General features: G+C 67.0%; 16 protein-coding genes. 3 read left to right on the forward strand and 13 right to left on the reverse strand.

Annotation, left to right across the window (positions count from 1 at the left end; all coding sequences use genetic code 11):
• Positions 1-30: 30 nt before the first annotated feature.
• From panB to hda, 6 genes are read right to left on the reverse strand one after another with little or no spacing between them, the layout of a single operon-like run.
• Positions 31-846 carry a 3-methyl-2-oxobutanoate hydroxymethyltransferase gene (panB, locus tag NP80_RS16300; RefSeq protein WP_006401598.1) on the reverse strand — a complete coding sequence of 272 codons (816 nt, stop codon included), beginning with the start codon at positions 844-846 and terminating at the stop codon, positions 31-33.
• A 46-nt stretch (positions 847-892) separates the two neighbouring features.
• Positions 893-1579 (reverse strand): deoxynucleoside kinase, encoded by a 687-nt coding sequence (locus tag NP80_RS16305; RefSeq protein WP_006401597.1) that lies wholly within the window; start codon positions 1577-1579, stop codon positions 893-895.
• The gene (folK, locus tag NP80_RS16310; protein ID WP_006401596.1) at positions 1576-2115 is read right to left on the reverse strand and encodes a 2-amino-4-hydroxy-6-hydroxymethyldihydropteridine diphosphokinase; all 540 of its coding nucleotides are present in this window, start codon (positions 2113-2115) and stop codon (positions 1576-1578) included. The genes NP80_RS16305 and folK overlap by 4 nt, the downstream gene beginning before the upstream one ends.
• Positions 2116-2150: 35 nt before the next feature.
• Complete coding sequence (gene pcnB, locus NP80_RS16315; protein ID WP_006406404.1) at positions 2151-3689, reverse strand: polynucleotide adenylyltransferase PcnB; 1539 nt, start codon at positions 3687-3689, stop codon at positions 2151-2153.
• Between the two features lie 5 nt (positions 3690-3694).
• Positions 3695-4372 carry a histidinol-phosphatase gene (locus NP80_RS16320; protein ID WP_006401594.1) on the reverse strand — a complete coding sequence of 226 codons (678 nt, stop codon included), beginning with the start codon at positions 4370-4372 and terminating at the stop codon, positions 3695-3697.
• A gap of 11 nt (positions 4373-4383) precedes the next feature.
• The gene (hda, locus tag NP80_RS16325; RefSeq protein ID WP_006401593.1) at positions 4384-5118 is read right to left on the reverse strand and encodes a DnaA regulatory inactivator Hda; all 735 of its coding nucleotides are present in this window, start codon (positions 5116-5118) and stop codon (positions 4384-4386) included.
• 238 nt (positions 5119-5356) lie between these two features.
• On the opposite strand from hda, the gene purM reads away from it, so the two are divergent.
• Positions 5357-6412 (forward strand): phosphoribosylformylglycinamidine cyclo-ligase, encoded by a 1056-nt coding sequence (gene purM, locus NP80_RS16330; RefSeq protein ID WP_006406403.1) that lies wholly within the window; start codon positions 5357-5359, stop codon positions 6410-6412.
• Positions 6413-6512: 100 nt separating this feature from the next.
• Positions 6513-6908 carry a YybH family protein gene (locus NP80_RS16335; protein ID WP_006401590.1) on the forward strand — a complete coding sequence of 132 codons (396 nt, stop codon included), beginning with the start codon at positions 6513-6515 and terminating at the stop codon, positions 6906-6908.
• Positions 6909-7001: 93 nt separating this feature from the next.
• Here NP80_RS16335 and miaA read toward each other — a convergent pair whose 3' ends face one another.
• A complete protein-coding gene (gene miaA, locus NP80_RS16340) occupies positions 7002-7979 on the reverse strand; it encodes a tRNA (adenosine(37)-N6)-dimethylallyltransferase MiaA (protein WP_006401589.1) in 978 nt (325 codons plus the stop codon).
• A complete protein-coding gene (gene mutL / locus NP80_RS16345) occupies positions 7976-9961 on the reverse strand; it encodes a DNA mismatch repair endonuclease MutL (RefSeq protein WP_006412270.1) in 1986 nt (661 codons plus the stop codon). The genes miaA and mutL overlap by 4 nt, the downstream gene beginning before the upstream one ends.
• A 172-nt stretch (positions 9962-10133) precedes the next feature.
• Here mutL and NP80_RS16350 point away from each other — a divergent pair, with 172 nt between their 5' ends.
• Positions 10134-10817: a DedA family protein gene (locus NP80_RS16350; protein ID WP_006401587.1), complete on the forward strand. Its 684-nt coding sequence runs from the start codon at positions 10134-10136 to the stop codon at positions 10815-10817.
• A gap of 189 nt (positions 10818-11006) precedes the next feature.
• Here the strand turns inward: NP80_RS16350 and NP80_RS16355 are convergent, their stop codons facing one another.
• The 5 genes from NP80_RS16355 to rfbB all read right to left on the reverse strand — a co-directional run bounded on the left by NP80_RS16355 (position 11007) and on the right by rfbB (position 15376).
• Positions 11007-11819, reverse strand: coding sequence for a mechanosensitive ion channel family protein (locus tag NP80_RS16355; protein ID WP_006401586.1), 813 nt, complete (start codon positions 11817-11819; stop codon positions 11007-11009).
• A gap of 134 nt (positions 11820-11953) precedes the next feature.
• Positions 11954-12865 (reverse strand): dTDP-4-dehydrorhamnose reductase, encoded by a 912-nt coding sequence (rfbD, locus tag NP80_RS16360; RefSeq protein WP_006412268.1) that lies wholly within the window; start codon positions 12863-12865, stop codon positions 11954-11956.
• A gap of 8 nt (positions 12866-12873) precedes the next feature.
• Positions 12874-13425, reverse strand: coding sequence for a dTDP-4-dehydrorhamnose 3,5-epimerase (gene rfbC / locus NP80_RS16365; RefSeq protein ID WP_006409346.1), 552 nt, complete (start codon positions 13423-13425; stop codon positions 12874-12876).
• Positions 13410-14303 (reverse strand): glucose-1-phosphate thymidylyltransferase RfbA, encoded by an 894-nt coding sequence (gene rfbA, locus NP80_RS16370; protein ID WP_006409339.1) that lies wholly within the window; start codon positions 14301-14303, stop codon positions 13410-13412. The genes rfbC and rfbA overlap by 16 nt, the downstream gene beginning before the upstream one ends.
• Positions 14304-14314: 11 nt before the next feature.
• Entirely contained in the window at positions 14315-15376 is a 1062-nt protein-coding gene (rfbB, locus tag NP80_RS16375; protein ID WP_035946113.1) for a dTDP-glucose 4,6-dehydratase, read from the reverse strand.
• Positions 15377-15553 lie beyond the last annotated feature (177 nt).

Genomic DNA, 15553 nt, shown 5'->3' on the forward strand with positions numbered 1-15553 from the left:
CGGCTCGCGTGGGCGCGCCGCAATGGATGCTCAGAACGAATGCTCCGGCCCGGGGAACGAGCCGTCCTTCACTGCCTTCACGTATGCATCGACCGCCGCCTCGATGTTCGGCTGCCCCTGCATGAAGTCCTTCACGAAACGCGGCCGCTTGCCGGGGAAGATCCCGAGCATGTCGTGCAGCACGAGCACTTGCCCCGAGCAGTCGGCGCCCGCGCCGATGCCGATCGTCGGAATCTTCAGCATGTGCGTGACTTCGGCGGCGACGAGCGTCGGCACCGCTTCGAGCACGACGAGCTGTGCGCCGGCCGCCTCGATCGCGCGCGCGTCGCGCAGCAGCTGCGCGGCGCCGGCTTCGGTCTTGCCCTGCACCTTGAAGCCGCCGAACGCGTGCACCGACTGCGGCGTGAGGCCGAGGTGCGCGCATACCGGCACCGAGCGCTCGACGAGGAAGCGGATCGTCTCGGCGAGCCATTCGCCGCCTTCGAGCTTGACCATCTGCGCGCCTGCGCGCATCAGCTCGACCGCGTTCGCGAACGCATCGGCCGGCGTGCCGTAGGTGCCGAACGGCAGATCGGCGACGACGAGCGCACGCGGCTGCGCGCGCGCGACGCATGCGGTGTGATACGCGATGTCGGCGAGCGACACGGGCAGCGTCGTCGAGTGGCCCTGCAGCACGTTGCCGAGCGAATCGCCGATCAGCAGCACGTCGGTGCCCGCGCGGTCGAGCAATGCGGCGAAGCTCGCGTCGTAGCACGTGAGCATCGCGATCTTCTCGCCGGCGTCGCGCATCGCCTGCAGCTTCGGCACCGTCACGGCAGGCCGGCTCGATTCCTGGAGATAGGTCATGGAGAAATCCGGTTCGATGAGTGAAAAACGACGGGCGGGACGCGTGTCAGCGCGTCGTCTCGCCCTTGACGAAGAATTCCTTGCGGCCGCGCATCGTTTCGATGCGCTCGACCAGCAGCGCGAAGTCTTCGGGGGAATCCAGCGGGTTCAGGTGTTCCGCGGCGACCGTCAGCACCGGCGTGCGGTCGTAGTGATAGAAGAATTCGTTGTAGGCGTCGACGAGCGCGCGCAGGTACGCATCGCCGATCTGCAGTTCCATCGGCAGCCCGCGCTTCTGGATCCGCGCGAACAGCACTTCGGGGCTCGCCTGCAGATAGACGACGAGATCGGGCGCCGGCGCACGCGGCGCTTCGAGATGCGCGGCGATCGACCGGTACAGCTGCCATTCGTCTTCGGGCAGGTTCAGCCGCGCGAAGATGTCGTTCTTCTGCGGCATGAAGTCGGCGACGACCGGCCGGCCCGTATCGAGCGCGCCGATCAGCTCGGCCGCCTGCTGCGCGCGCTGCAGCGCGAACGACAGCTGCGTCGGCAGCGCATAACGCGCGGTGTCGCGATAGAAGCGCTCGAGAAAGGGGTTGTCCTGCGGCCGCTCGAGCAGCGTCTGCATCGACCAGCGTTCGGCCAGCAGCTGCGCGAGCGTCGTCTTGCCGACGCCGATCGGCCCTTCGATCACGAGATAGCGATGCGGGGCGCGCAGATCGGGCGCGGTGACGGTCAGCGGTGTGGGGTTCATCGGCAGCGGTTCTTGTCGGCGCCGTCGCCGGCGGCGAGCGCCTTCATCAGGCACTGACAGGTCTGCACCTTCTCGATGCGCTGGTGCGCGACCGCAGCGAGGAATGCGTCGGCGCGGCCGCGCGCCGGAATGTCGAGCAGCGGCTCGACCTCGACGAGCGGCACGAGCGCGAAGGCGCGCTCGGTCAGGCGCGGATGCGGGACGATCAGGTCGGGCTCGTCGATCGAATCGGCACCGAACAGCAGGATGTCGATGTCGAGCGTGCGCGGCGCATTGCGGTACGGACGTTCGCGGCCGAAGTGATGTTCGATCTTCTGGCAGAGCGCGAGCAGCTCGCGCGCGGCGAGCGTCGTGTCGACCTTGACGACGCAGTTGTAGTAGTCGTCGCCGCCCGCATCGATCGGCGCGGTGCGGTACAGGCTCGACTTGTCGAGAATCGTGATGGTGCGCTGCTGCGCGAGACACACCACCGCGTCCTTCAGGGTCTGGCGCGCATCGCCGAGATTTGCGCCGAGCCCGAGATATGCAACCGTCATGGCATCACTTCCTGCGTCGTTCGCCGGCGAGCGCGTCAGTCGTCGGAGCTGCCCGCGGTATCGGGTGCCTGCTCGGCGGCGCCTTCGCCCGACTTGCGGTTGCGCGCACCGCCGCGGCGGCGCCGCTTGCGGGGCGATTTTTCCTTCGACCCGCCCTGCGAGAGCAGTGCCTCGCGCGCGGCCGCGTCGCCTTCGATGAAATCCGTCCACCACTGTCCGACAGCCGGGTCGAGCTCGCCGGATTCGCAGCGTAACAGGAGGAAATCATACCCCGCTCGAAATCTTTGGTGTTCCAGCAGCCGCAGCGCGCTGCGGCCCGAGCGTTTTTCGAGGCGCAGCTGCAGGCCCCAGATCTCGCGCATGTCGGCCGAATAGCGCTTGTGGATCGCCAGCTTTTCGGTCTGCATGTCGAGCACGTCGTCCATCGCGCGGTGCAGCGCGGGCACCGGGAATTCGCCTTCGGCCGTGTACTGCTCGAAGCGCTGGCGCATGTCGTGCCACAGCAGCGTCGCGAACAGGAAGCCCGGCGATACGGGCTTGCCGGCGCGCACACGCGCGTCGGTATTGTTCAGCGCGAGCGTGATGAACTTCTCGCCCTGCGGCTGTTCGAGCACGACGTCGAGCAGCGGCAGCAGCCCGTGGTGCAGCCCTTCCTTGCGCAGCCGCTGCAGGCACGCGAGCGCATGGCCCGACAGCAGCAGCTTCAGCATTTCGTCGAACAGGCGCGCGGCCGGCACGTTGTTGATCAGATCGGCGAGCGCGTTGATCGGCTCGCGCGTGTGCGGCTCGATCTCGAAGCCGAGCTTCGCCGCGAAGCGCACGACGCGCAGCATGCGCACCGGATCCTCGCGGTAGCGCGTGGCCGGATCGCCGATCATCCGCAGCAGGCGCGCGCGCACGTCGGCCATGCCGTCGTGGTAGTCGAGCACGGTCTGCGTCGACGGGTCGTAGTACATCGCGTTGATCGTGAAGTCGCGGCGCGCGGCGTCTTCGTGCTGCTCGCCCCAGACGTTGTCGCGCAGCACGCGGCCGCTCGCGTCGACCGCATGCGTGCGGCGATCGAGCTCGTCGCGCTTCAGGCGCCTGGGCGGCTCGGCCGTCGCGGCTTCGGGCGGCGCATCGACGAGCGCGCGGAACGTCGACACCTCGATCAGCTCCTGGCCGAACTGCACGTGGACGATCTGGAAGCGGCGGCCGATCAGGCGCGCACGGCGGAACAGGCGCTGCACTTCGGTCGGCGTCGCGTCGGTCGCGACGTCGAAATCCTTCGGCGCGATGCCGAGCAGCAGGTCGCGCACTGCGCCGCCGACGATGAACGCGCGGTAACCGGCCTGCTGCAGCGTGTCGGTCACGCGCACCGCGTTCTTCGAGATCAGCGCGGGATCGATCCCGTGCACGCTGGCCGGCACGATGGTCGGCTCGTGATTGCTGCGCGGCTTTTTCGCGGCGGCGGCGCGCGCGGATCTGGCCGGCCGCGGCGCGGTCGAGGCCGGTGCGTCGGCCGCGCTCGCGGCGGGGGAGGTTTGCACGGCGTCGTCCTGGCCGAGCAGCTTGCGGATGAGTTTCTTGATCACGACGTTCAGAAGAGATCGAGGATGCGCCAGCCGCGGTCGCGGGCATGCGCGCGCAGCGTGTCGTCGGGATTGGTCGCGATCGGATCGGTGACTTTCTCGAGCAGCGGGATGTCGTTGTGCGAGTCGCTGTAGAAGTAGCTGCGCTCGAAGTCGTCCCAGTGCTTGCCGAGCGAGGCGAGCCAGGCTTCGGTGCGCACGATCTTGCCTTCGCGATAGCTCGGCGTACCGGTCGGCCGCCCCGTGTACGGCGAATCGGGATGGCCGTCGATCGTCTCGACCTCGCACGCGATCAGCGTCTCGACGCCAAACGCGGCCGCGATCGGCCGCGTGATGAATTCGTTCGTCGCGGTGACGATGCAGCAGAGATCGCCCGCGTCGAGGTGCGTACGCACGAGTTCGAGCGCGGCGGGCGTCATCGCGGGCCGGATCACCTCGTGCATGTACTGCTCGTGCCATTGCGCGAGCTGCTCGCGCGAATACTTCGCGAGCGGCGTGAGCATCGCCGTCAGGTACGCATGGATGTCGAGCTTGCCGGCCTTGTAGTCGGCGAAGAACTGATCGTTCTGACGCGAGAAGCTTTCCGCGTCGACGATGCCGAGCTTCACCATGAAGCGGCCCCATTCGTGGTCGCTATCGGTCGGGATCAGCGTGTGATCGAGGTCAAAGAGTGCCAGATTAGTCATGGAAGCGCATTTTACTCGAAGCGGTTCGGGCCCGCGCCGGGCGGCGCGATGTCGTCGCCGGGGCGGGCCAGCATCCGGCGCAGCAGCGGCAGCGTGACCGCGCGTTTCTGCTCGAGCGAGAAGCGGTCGAGCGCGTCGAGCAGCGCCATCAGGCTCGGCATGTCGCGCCGGAAATGGGTGAGCAGATAGGCGGCCACGTCGTCGGTCAGCGTGATGCCGCGCTCCTTCGCCGCGAGGCGCAGCACCTCGATCTTGCCGGCGTCGGACAGCGGCGACAGGTGGAACACGAGCCCCCAGCCGAGCCGCGTGCGCAGATCCTCGCGCACGTCGAGCGCAAGCGGCGCCGCCGGGCCCGCCGCCACGAACGCGCTCGACGGATGCGCGCGGACTTCGTTGAACAGATTGAACAGCGCGACCTGCTGCGTATCGGACATGCGGTCGCAGTCGTCGATCGCATAGATGCCGATGCGCGGATCGAACGCGAACGCGCCGAGCGGGCTTTGCGGCGTGAGATAGCGTGCGTAGCCGTACGATGCGTCGCTGACGAGCGCCTGCAGCAGATGGCTGCGGCCGCTGCCGGGCTCGCCCCAGATGTAGAACGAGCGGTCGGGCACGGGGCCCGCCGCGAGCGCGAGATCGAGCTTCTGCAGCCGCGTGACGAGCTCGCCGTTCTCGCCCGTGATGAAGTTGTCGAACGTGGCGGGCGGCGGCGTGCCGAGATCGAGCGTCAGTTGACGGGTCACCATGCGGGTCGATTGGAAAAACGCGTGCCGGGCGCCGGGCACGCACCGCGGAACGCAGGCCGGTTGGCGGCACGCGCGACCGTACGCAGGGCGGCGCGCGGCGTCGTGCGCGGCTCGCTCGGCGAGGAAAACGGGGACGTGTTGGCCAAGATGCGATCCCTGACGATTCGATGCGGGGAATTCCGGCCAGCGGGCCGGCTTCGGGTAAAATCGCATTTTACCGACCTTCTCGCATTCCCCCATGAATCCTCCGAAATCCGCTCCCGACGCTCAGGGTCTGTCCTACCGCGACGCAGGCGTCGACATCGATGCCGGCGACGCCCTCGTCGACAAGATCAAGCCTTTTGCGAAGAAAACCCTGCGCGATGGCGTGCTCGGCGGCATCGGCGGGTTCGGTGCGCTGTTCGAAGTGCCGAAGAAGTACAAGGAGCCCGTGCTCGTGTCGGGCACCGACGGCGTCGGCACCAAGCTCAAGCTCGCGTTTCATCTGAACAAACACGACACGGTCGGCCAGGATCTCGTCGCGATGAGCGTGAACGACATCCTCGTGCAAGGCGCCGAGCCGCTGTTCTTCCTCGACTACTTCGCGTGCGGCAAGCTCGACGTCGACACGGCGGCCACCGTCGTCAAGGGCATCGCGCAAGGCTGCGAACTGTCGGGCTGCGCGCTGATCGGCGGCGAAACGGCCGAAATGCCGGGCATGTATCCGGACGGCGAATACGATCTGGCCGGCTTCGCGGTCGGCGCGGTCGAGAAGAGCAAGATCATCGACGGCAGCACGATCGCCGAGGGCGACGTCGTGCTCGGCCTCGCATCGAGCGGCATCCACTCGAACGGCTTCTCGCTCGTGCGCAAGATCATCGAGCGCGCGAATCCCGACCTGTCGGCCGATTTCCACGGCCGCTCGCTCGCCGACGCGCTGATGGCGCCGACGCGCATCTACGTGAAGCCGCTGCTCGCGCTGATGCAGAAGATCGCCGTGAAGGGCATGGCGCACATCACGGGCGGCGGCCTCGTCGAGAACATTCCGCGCGTGCTGCGCGAAGGCCTGACGGCCGAGCTCGACCAGAAGGCGTGGCCGCTGCCGCCGCTGTTCAAGTGGCTGCAGGAGCACGGCGGCGTCGCCGATGCGGAAATGCACCGCGTGTTCAACTGCGGGATCGGGATGGCCGTGATCGTGTCGGCGGCGGATGCCGACGCAGCGGTCGCCGATCTGACGGCTGCCGGCGAACAGGTGTGGAAGATCGGCACCGTGCGCGCGAGCCGCGAAGGCGAGGCGCAGACGGTCGTGGTCTGACGCGCCGCGTTCTGCCGATGGATCAGCAAAACCGCCCGGGCTGGCACCGGGCGGTTTTTTTTCGGGCGCCGTACGGCGCGCCGGCGAAGGAGGGACGACGATGAGCGAAGACGAACGGGCGATTCGCGAACTGGTGGACACCTGGTTCGTGTCGAGCCGGCGCGGCGATCTGGCCACCGTACTCGACCTGATCGCCGACGACGCGATCTTCATGGTGGCCGGCCGGCCGCCGTTCGACAAGGCGGCGTTCGCGGCCGCGTCGCGCGATGCGAATACCGGCGGCACCGACGCGCCGAAGATCGACGGCCGCTACCGGATCGACGAACTGCGCGTGCTCGGCGACTGGGCGTACATGCGCAACTTCATCGAGATCGAAGCGACGCCTCCCGGCGGCGATACCGTGCGCCGGTCCGGTCATACGCTGACGATCTTCCGCAAGCAGGACGGCCGCTGGCAGCTCGTGCGCGACGCGAATCTCGTGACGCTCGCGCAATGAGCGCGGCGACGGTGCAGACTTGCTCCGGCCGCGCTGCGCGGGGCGCCGCGTAGCGGCGCCGTCGCGGCGCGCGACCGGGCGATGTCCTTCGGCTCAGCCCGCGGGAATGTGCCCGTCGAGCACGCGTTCGAGCGCGTCGAGCGCGCGCGCGGTCGAATCGGGCGCGATGCAATCGACGACGATCCGTTCCGGCATCGCGCGCAGCCACGTGATCTGCCGTTTGCAGAGCTGGCGCGTCGCGAAGATGCCCTTGTCGCGCATCGTCCGGTAATCGATGTCGCCGTCGAGGAATTCCCATGCCTGCCGATAGCCGACGCAGCGCATCGACGGCAGGCCGAGATGCAGATCGTCGCGGCGGCGCAGTCGTTCCACTTCGTCGATGAAGCCCGCGGCGAGCATCGCGTCGAATCGCTGCGCGATGCGGGCGTGCAGCACCGCGCGATCGGACGGTTCGAGCGCGACCGGCACGAAGCGGTAGGCGGCGGCCGCGTCGTCGGCGGGACGCGGCGCCGCGAGCAGTGCGGACATCGGCTGCCCGCTCAGCATGAACACTTCGAGCGCGCGCTGAATGCGCTGCGCGTCGTTCGGCGCGAGCCGCGCCGCCGTTGCCGGATCGACCTGCGCGAGCCGTGCATGCAGCGCGGGCCAGCCGTCGCGTGCGGCTTCGGCGTCGAGTTCGGCGCGCACCGCGGGATCGGCGGTCGGCAGATCGTTCAGCCCTTGCGTGAGCGCCTTGTAGTACAGCATCGTGCCACCCGCGAGCAGCGGCGTGTTGCCGCGCGCGACGATCTCGCCGATCAGCCGCAGCGTGTCCGCGCGAAAGCTGGCCGCAGAATACGCGTCGGCCGGGTCGATGATGTCGATCAGATGGTGCGGCACGCGTGCGCGCTCGTCGCGCGTCGGTTTCGCGGTGCCGATGTCCATGTCGCGGTAGACGAGCGCCGAATCGACGCTGACGATCTCGATCGGTCGGCGCGCGGCGAGCGCCAGCGCAGCGGCGGTCTTGCCCGATGCGGTGGGGCCGAGCAGACAGGCGATCGTCGTCGGGACGGACTGCGCGGACACGCTCATTGGCCGCGCATGAACAGGCGGTCGAGATCGCTCAGCGTGAGCTGATACCAGGTCGGCCGGCCGTGATTGCACTGGTCCGCGCGCTCGGTCGCTTCCATCTGACGCAGCAGCGCGTTCATTTCGTCGAGCGTCAGACGCCGATTCGCGCGCACCGCGTGATGGCACGCCAGCGTGCCGAGCAGTTCGTGCTGGCGTTCGGTCAGCACACGCGAGCCGCCGAACGCGTGCAGATCGGCGAGCACCGCGCGCGCGAGCGCCTGCAGGTCGGCGTCTTTCAGCAGTGCAGGCACCGCGCGGATCGCGAGCGACGTCGGCGACAACACCGCAAGGTCGAAGCCGAGCGCTTCGAGCGTGTCGCGCTCTTCCTCGACGGTGCCGATCTCGACCGGCGTCGCCGTCATCGATACCGGCAGCAGCAGCGACTGCACGGCCACCGCGCGGTCCGCGAGCGCGTTCTTGAACTGCTCGTACAGGATGCGTTCGTGCGCCGCGTGCATGTCGACGATCACGAGCCCGTGCGCGTTCTGCGCCAGCACATAGATGCCGTGGATCTGGCCGAGCGCGAAACCGAGCGGCTGCTCGTCGTGCATGGAAGCAGCGGACGGCATCGCCGCGAACCCGGGCAGCGGCGCGGCCGGGTCGTCGGCCGCGTCGCGCGCCGTCGTCGTGGCGTCCGGCGTGCCGGCGCCCGTGTCCTTGCGGCCGAACAGCGCATCGTAGAGCGCGAGCGGCTGCGCGACCGGCAGCGTGCCCTGCGTCATCCGCGCCTGGCGTAGCCATGTGCTGCCCGGCGCCGACGAAGACGGCGACGAGAAACCGCTGCCGGCCGTCGATGCGGGCTGATTCTGGCTTTGGCCGAGCGGCGTCGAGAGGAACGACGCCGGGCCGCGCGGCGCCGGTTCGAGATGCGCGGCGTGCCCGCCCGCGGTGGTTTCCGGCGACGCGCCGGCATGGCGCGCAAGCGCGCGCTGCACCGCGTGGAATACGAACTGGTGGATCGAGCGCGAATCGCGGAACCGCACCTCGATCTTCGACGGATGCACGTTGACGTCGACCGCTTCCGGCGGCAGGTCGAGGAACAGCACGTACGATGGATAGCGGTCGCCGTGCAGCACGTCTTCGTACGCGGCCCGCACTGCGTGCGTGAGCAGCTTGTCGCGCACGAAGCGGCCGTTCACGAAGAAGTATTGCTGGTCCGCGCGGCCGCGGCTTGCAGTCGGCAGCCCGGCGCAGCCGTAGACCGCGAGCGGGCCCGCGCGCTCGTCGAGCGGCAGGTGCGCGGTCGCGAAACCGTCGCCGAGGATCTTCGCGACGCGCTGCGCAGGCTCGGTCGCGTTCCAGTGCTCGACGGCCTTGCCGTTGTGCAGCACCGAGATCGCGACGTCCGGCCGTGCGAGCGCCGCGCGGCGGATCATTTCGACGCAGTGGCCGAATTCGGTCTGCTCGCTCTTCAGGAACTTGCGGCGCGCGGGCGTGTTGAAGTACAGCTCGCGCACCTCGATCGTCGTACCGACCGCGCCGGCCGCGGGCGACAGCACGCCTGTCTGCGCGTCGATGCGCGTCGCGTGCGCGGCGTCTGCCGTGCGGCTCGTGATGAACATCTCGGCGACCGATGCGATCGACGCGAGCGCCTCGCCGCGGAACCCGAGCGTCGCGACCGCTTCGAGCTCTTCGAGCGAGCGGATCTTGCTCGTCGCGTGACGCATCAGCGCGAGCGGGAGCTCGCCGGGCGGAATCCCGCAGCCGTCGTCGGTGATCGAGATGCGCTTCACGCCGCCTTCCTCGAGCACGATGCGCAGCGTCGTCGCGCCGGCGTCCATCGCGTTCTCGAGCAATTCCTTGACGACCGACGCTGGACGTTCGACGACTTCGCCCGCGGCGATCTGACTGATCAGCTGGTCGGGCAGGGGCTGGATCGCGCGTAGCGGGCGCGGAGCAGGGGCGGGCGCGGCGGTCGCGGCCGTTTCGGTGAATTCGGACATGGCCGAATTATAGCGAGGCCGCGGATGCGTGCCGGCGCGCCCGGCCGTTACGTTTTTTCACGGAGCGCGAAGGCAGTTTGGGTATCATGGCTGCGTCGCGCGCGCCGGCCTTGCCGGACGCCGTTTTCACCCCGGTGGCCGGTCTGGCCCTTTCGCCTTCGAGGAATCGCATTTGGATACGCTGCTTCATTTCGTCAACCTTGTCCTGCATATCGACGCCTTCCTCGGCGATTTCATCCGGCAGTACGGCGCGTGGGTGTACCTGGTGCTGTTCCTGATCGTGTTCTGCGAGACCGGGCTGGTCGTGTTTCCGTTTCTGCCCGGCGATTCGCTGCTGTTCATCGGCGGCGCGTTCGCCGCGACCGGCGAAATGAATGTCGGTGCGCTGATCGTGCTGCTGCTCGTCGCGGCGATCGGCGGCAATACCGTCAACTATCTGATCGGCCGCTGGGTCGGCCCGAAGGTGTTCAATACGCGCATCCCGGTGCTCGAGCGCTTCCTCGATCGCGCGGCGCTGCAGAAGACGCACACGTTCTATGAAAAGCACGGCGGCAAGACGATCGTGCTCGCGCGCTTCATTCCGGTCGTGCGCACGTTCGCACCGTTCGTCGCGGGCGCTTCGGCGATGAGCGCGGCGCGCTTTCAGCTGTTCAACGTGCTCGGCGCGCTGATCTGGGTGCTGCTGCTCGTGCTGCTCGGCTATTTCTTCGGCAACATTCCGTTCATCCGCCAGTATCTGAACGTGATCGTGCTGGCCGGGATCGGCGCGGCGGTGGTGCCGGTCGCGATCGGCGCGCTATGGAAGCTCCTGCGCGGGCGGCATTCCGATACGACGCAGAAGACCGGCGGGCGGTGACGCCGGCTACGGAAGTGCGGTGAACGAGCGTGGCGATGTGCCGCGCATCGACGATCGACGAACCCCTCGCGTGGTACTGCGAGGGGTTTTGTTTTGTGGCGGCCGCTTTCCGCGCGGTCCGCCCGCCTTGTTCGTTCGTCGTTTCGGGGAGGCTGTCGTGTCGCGTGTCGCGTTTGCGTCGCGATGCCGTCATGCGCTGCGATGCGCGACCGGCGTTTCGGGCGTCGGGTACTGCGCGTCGCGGAACGTGTCGAGGATCACGCGGTGCGTGTCGCAGTAGACCTGCCAGTAGTTCGCGGGCTGCGTGGACGGGCGCACGAACAGCAGCGGCCCTTCGGGCGTGAACTGCAGCACGCCGACGTCGGGCGCCGGATCGGTCAGCACGTTCGGAATCTTCTGGACCGCGGCCTTCAGCCGGTTGATCGCGTCGACCGCATCGACGCCGTTCGCGATCTTCGCGGTCAGATCGACGCGGCGGTACGGCGTTGCGCTGTAGTTCGCGATGTTGTCCGAGAAGATCTTGTTGTTGCCGACGATCGTCACGACGTTGTCGGCCGTGATGATCGTCGTGCCGAACAGGCCGAGCTCCTTCACCGTGCCGGTGACGCCGCCCGCGCTGATCACGTCGCCGACCTTGAACGGGCGCAGCACCTGCATGAACACGCCCGCGGCGAAATGCGACAGCAGCCCGCCCCATGCCGTACCGATCGCGAGACCGAGGCCGGCGAGCAGCGCGGCGAACGACGTGGTCTGCACGCCGAAAAGCTGCAGGATGGCGAGGATCAGCAGGATCGTCAGCAGCACGCTGACGACGGAACTCAGATAGTCGGCGAGCGTCGGGTCGACCTTGCCGGAGCGGCGCACGACCTTGCCGAGCAGGCGTGTGCCGACGTGAATCGCCCAGCGGCCGATGAACCAGAGCGCAATCGCGGCGAGGAGGTTCAGGCCGAAGTCGAGGCCGCGGGTCATCAGGAATTGTTGGGCGGTTTCCAGGTTCAGCATGGGGGCTCCGTGGGTGAAGGGGCCGACAGGCAGCTTGGGGACCGATGGTTATAACCGAAGCGCCCGCGATGCAGGATCAACAAATGTTAAAGACCGCACTGCATCGCGGGGAAATCGCGCGTTTCGCGCGCGATCTAAGTGGAATGCCGAACCGTCTGCATCATGCAGAGCGCGAGCGCCGCTTCCCAGTGCGGCGCGTGCAGACCGAAATGCTCGGCGAGCTTCGCATTCGCCATCTGCGAATTGGCCGGCCGCTTCGCGGGCGTCGGATACGCGCTGGCGGGAATCGGCATTACCGCCGGCTTCTTCGCCAGATCGGCGAGGCGGAAGATCGCTTCGGCAAAGCCATGCCACGACGTCGAGCCGGCGGCGCACAGATGATAGATACCCGAATGCGCATGCCACCATTCGTCGCGCATCGGGGCGGATATGGCTTGCGCGACGACGTGCGCGGTCAGTGTTGCGATCGTATTCGACCACGTCGGCGCGCCGATCTGGTCGGCGACGACTTTCAGTTCGTCGCGCTCGGCGCCGAGCCGCAGCATCGTCAGCAGAAAGTTCTTGCCGCGCGTGCCGTAGACCCAGCTCGTACGGAAAATCAGATGCGCGCATCCCGATGCCGCGATCGCGCGTTCGCCGTCGAGTTTCGTCCTGCCGTACACGTTTTGCGGGTCGACTGCATCGTCCTCGACGTACGGGCCTGCTTTCGTGCCCGAAAACACGTAGTCCGTCGAATAATGGATCAGCGCGGCGCCGATGCGCTTCGCTTCTTCCGCGAGCACGGCCGGCGCTTCCGCATTCAGCCGTGTGGCCATTGCCACGTCGGTCTCCGCCTGATCGACCGCCGTATAAGCGGCGGGATTCACGATCAGATCGGGCTTCAGGTCGCGTACGACGTCGCGCACCTGATCGAGACGCGACAGGTCGAGCCGGCTGCGATCGAGGGCGACCACGTTGCCGAGCCCCTGCAGCGTACGCTGCAATTCGAACCCGACCTGGCCGTTGATGCCGGTCAGCAAAATCGTTTTGCGATCGGAGGTCTGCACGGCGGCCCTCACTGGAAGCACTCGGCTTCGGCGAGCCGTTTGCCTGCCGCATCCTTCGCCGCCAATAGCGGCTCGAAATCGATCGGCCACTCGATGCCGATGTCCGGATCGTTCCACAGGATGCTGCGTTCGTGCTCGGGGTACCAATAGTCGGTGGTCTTGTACAGGAACTGCGCCGCCTCCGACAGCACGACGAAGCCGTGCGCGAATCCGGGCGGCACCCAAAGCTGCCGATGGTTGTCCGCCGACAGCGTCACGCCGACCCATTTGCCGAAATTCGGCGAACTGCGGCGAATGTCTACCGCCACGTCGAATACTTCGCCTTCGACCACGCGCACGAGCTTGCCCTGCGCATGCTGGATTTGATAGTGCAGCCCGCGCAGCACACCCTTCGCCGAGCGCGAATGGTTGTCCTGCACGAACTCGACGCCCGGCTCGACCTGCTCCGCGAACTCGCGCCCGTTGAAGCTCTCGTAGAAGTATCCGCGCGCATCGCCGAATACCTTCGGCTCGATGATTTTGACTTCGGGCAGTGCCGTAGCAGTTACCGTGATGGCCATGCAACCTGATCCGTAAGAATGTTCAGCAGATATTTGCCGTAGCCGTTCTTCGCCAGCGGCTGCGCCAATTTCTGCACTTGTTCCGCGTCGATCCAGTGGCGGCGGTATGCGATTTCCTCGGGGCACGCGACCACCAGCCCTTGCCGCTTCTGCAGCGTCGCGATGAAGCTCGCCGCTTCGATCAGCGAATCGTGCGTGCCGGTGTCGAGCCATGCGTAGCCGCGGCCCATGATCTCGACGTTTAGTGTGCCGTCCTGCAAATACCGCGAATTGACGTCGGTGATTTCCAGTTCACCACGCGCGGACGGCTTGATGTCGGCCGCGATGTCACACACGCGGTTGTCGTAGAAGTACAGGCCCGTGACCGCATAGTGCGAACGCGGCTTGGCCGGCTTCTCTTCGATCGACAGCGCGCGAAAGTCCTTGTCGAACTCGACGACGCCATACCGCTCGGGATCGTGCACGTGATAGGCAAACACGGTCGCACCGTGCTCCTGCGCGTTGGCGTGCTCGAGCTGCTTGGCGAGATCGTGGCCGTAGAAAATGTTGTCGCCGAGAATCAGCGCCGACGGATCGTTGCCGACGAAGTCCTTGCCGATGATGAACGCCTGCGCGAGACCGTCGGGCGACGGCTGCACCGCGTACTGGATGTTCATCCCCCACTGACTGCCGTCGCCGAGCATCGATTCGAAGCGCGGCGTGTCCTGCGGGGTCGAGATGATCAGCACGTCGCGAATGCCCGCGATCATCAGCGTCGACAGCGGATAGTAGATCATCGGCTTGTCGTACACGGGCAGCAGTTGCTTCGATACGGCCTGTGTGATCGGATAGAGGCGCGTGCCGGAACCGCCCGCGAGAATAATGCCTTTGCGTGCCATGTCTGCCGCCCTTACGCGCGCTGCGCGTAGTTGGTCTCGACCCACTTGCGGTACTCGCCCGATGCGACTTCGTCGACCCACTGCTGGTTGTCGAGATACCAGTCGACCGTCTTTGCGAGACCCGTTTCGAACGTCTCGGCCGGCTTCCAGCCGAGTTCGCGCTCGAGCTTGCGCGCGTCGATCGCATAGCGGCGATCGTGGCCCGGGCGGTCTGTCACGTAAGTGATCTGATCGCGATACGAGCCCGTTGCCTTCGGCCGCTTCGCATCGAGTAAGTCGCACAGCGTATGCACGACTTCGAGGTTCTTCTTCTCGTTCCAGCCGCCGACGTTGTACGTTTCGCCCGGCACGCCGCGCGCGAGTACTTCGCGGATCGCGCTGCAGTGGTCGCCTACATACAGCCAGTCACGCACGTTCTGGCCGTCGCCGTACACGGGCAGCGGCTTGCCGGCGAGCGCGTTCGCGATCATCAGCGGAATGAGCTTTTCCGGGAACTGGTACGGGCCGTAGTTGTTGGAGCAGTTCGTCGTCAGCGTCGGCAGGCCATAGGTGTGATGGTATGCACGAACGAGATGATCGGAGCCGGCCTTGGTTGCCGAGTAGGGGCTGTTCGGCGCGTACGGCGTCGTCTCCGAGAATTGCGGATCCGTGGCGGAGAGCGAGCCGAACACTTCGTCGGTCGACACGTGCAGGAAGCGGAAAGCGGCCTTGTCCGCGTCGTTCATGCCGTTCCAGTATTGGCGGGCAGCTTCCAGCAGCGTGAAGGTGCCGACCACATTGGTCTGCACGAAATCGGCCGGGCCGTGAATCGAGCGATCGACATGGCTTTCTGCCGCGAAGTGCAGCACCGCGCGCGGCTTGTGCTCGGCAAACAGCGCATCGAGCGCAGCGCGGTCGCAGATATCGACACGCGCAAACACGTGCTTCGGATTGCCTTCCAGCGACTGCAGCGTACGAAGGTTGCCCGCGTAGGTCAGTTTGTCGACGTTGAGCACGGCTTCGTCGGATGCGCGCAGCCAGTCGAGTACAAAGTTGGCGCCGATAAAGCCTGCGCCTCCTGTCACCAATATCATGTAGTCCCTTTTACGTTGAGCGGACGCGAGCCTTGCGCGCTCCATGGTCGGCAAGGCCCGTTCAAGGCCGCACGAAGAATATCAAGAAACCGCGGGGCCGAACGGGCGTCCGGTCCGGCCGGCTCGACCGTGGGGTGCGGGCGGCCCTCGGGGGCGCCGTCTCGCGTCAAACGGTCG

It is taken from the genome of Burkholderia multivorans ATCC BAA-247 (assembly GCF_000959525.1).
In the GTDB taxonomy this organism is placed as follows: domain Bacteria; phylum Pseudomonadota; class Gammaproteobacteria; order Burkholderiales; family Burkholderiaceae; genus Burkholderia; species Burkholderia multivorans.

Excerpts from the sequence above, each read along its gene's own strand:
- panB (WP_006401598.1), bottom strand. The coding sequence starts at position 846 with ATGACCTATCTCCAGGAATCGAGCCGGCCTGCCGTGACGGTGCCGAAG.
- NP80_RS16305 (WP_006401597.1), bottom strand. The coding sequence starts at position 1,579 with ATGAACCCCACACCGCTGACCGTCACCGCGCCCGATCTGCGCGCCCCG.
- folK (WP_006401596.1), bottom strand. The coding sequence starts at position 2,115 with ATGACGGTTGCATATCTCGGGCTCGGCGCAAATCTCGGCGATGCGCGC.
- NP80_RS16320 (WP_006401594.1), bottom strand. The coding sequence starts at position 4,372 with ATGACTAATCTGGCACTCTTTGACCTCGATCACACGCTGATCCCGACC.
- hda (WP_006401593.1), bottom strand. The coding sequence starts at position 5,118 with ATGGTGACCCGTCAACTGACGCTCGATCTCGGCACGCCGCCGCCCGCC.
- purM (WP_006406403.1), top strand. The coding sequence starts at position 5,357 with ATGAATCCTCCGAAATCCGCTCCCGACGCTCAGGGTCTGTCCTACCGC.
- NP80_RS16335 (WP_006401590.1), top strand. The coding sequence starts at position 6,513 with ATGAGCGAAGACGAACGGGCGATTCGCGAACTGGTGGACACCTGGTTC.
- miaA (WP_006401589.1), bottom strand. The coding sequence starts at position 7,979 with ATGAGCGTGTCCGCGCAGTCCGTCCCGACGACGATCGCCTGTCTGCTC.
- mutL (WP_006412270.1), bottom strand. The coding sequence starts at position 9,961 with ATGTCCGAATTCACCGAAACGGCCGCGACCGCCGCGCCCGCCCCTGCT.
- NP80_RS16355 (WP_006401586.1), bottom strand. The coding sequence starts at position 11,819 with ATGCTGAACCTGGAAACCGCCCAACAATTCCTGATGACCCGCGGCCTC.
- rfbC (WP_006409346.1), bottom strand. The coding sequence starts at position 13,425 with ATGGCCATCACGGTAACTGCTACGGCACTGCCCGAAGTCAAAATCATC.
- rfbA (WP_006409339.1), bottom strand. The coding sequence starts at position 14,303 with ATGGCACGCAAAGGCATTATTCTCGCGGGCGGTTCCGGCACGCGCCTC.
- rfbB (WP_035946113.1), bottom strand. The coding sequence starts at position 15,376 with ATGATATTGGTGACAGGAGGCGCAGGCTTTATCGGCGCCAACTTTGTA.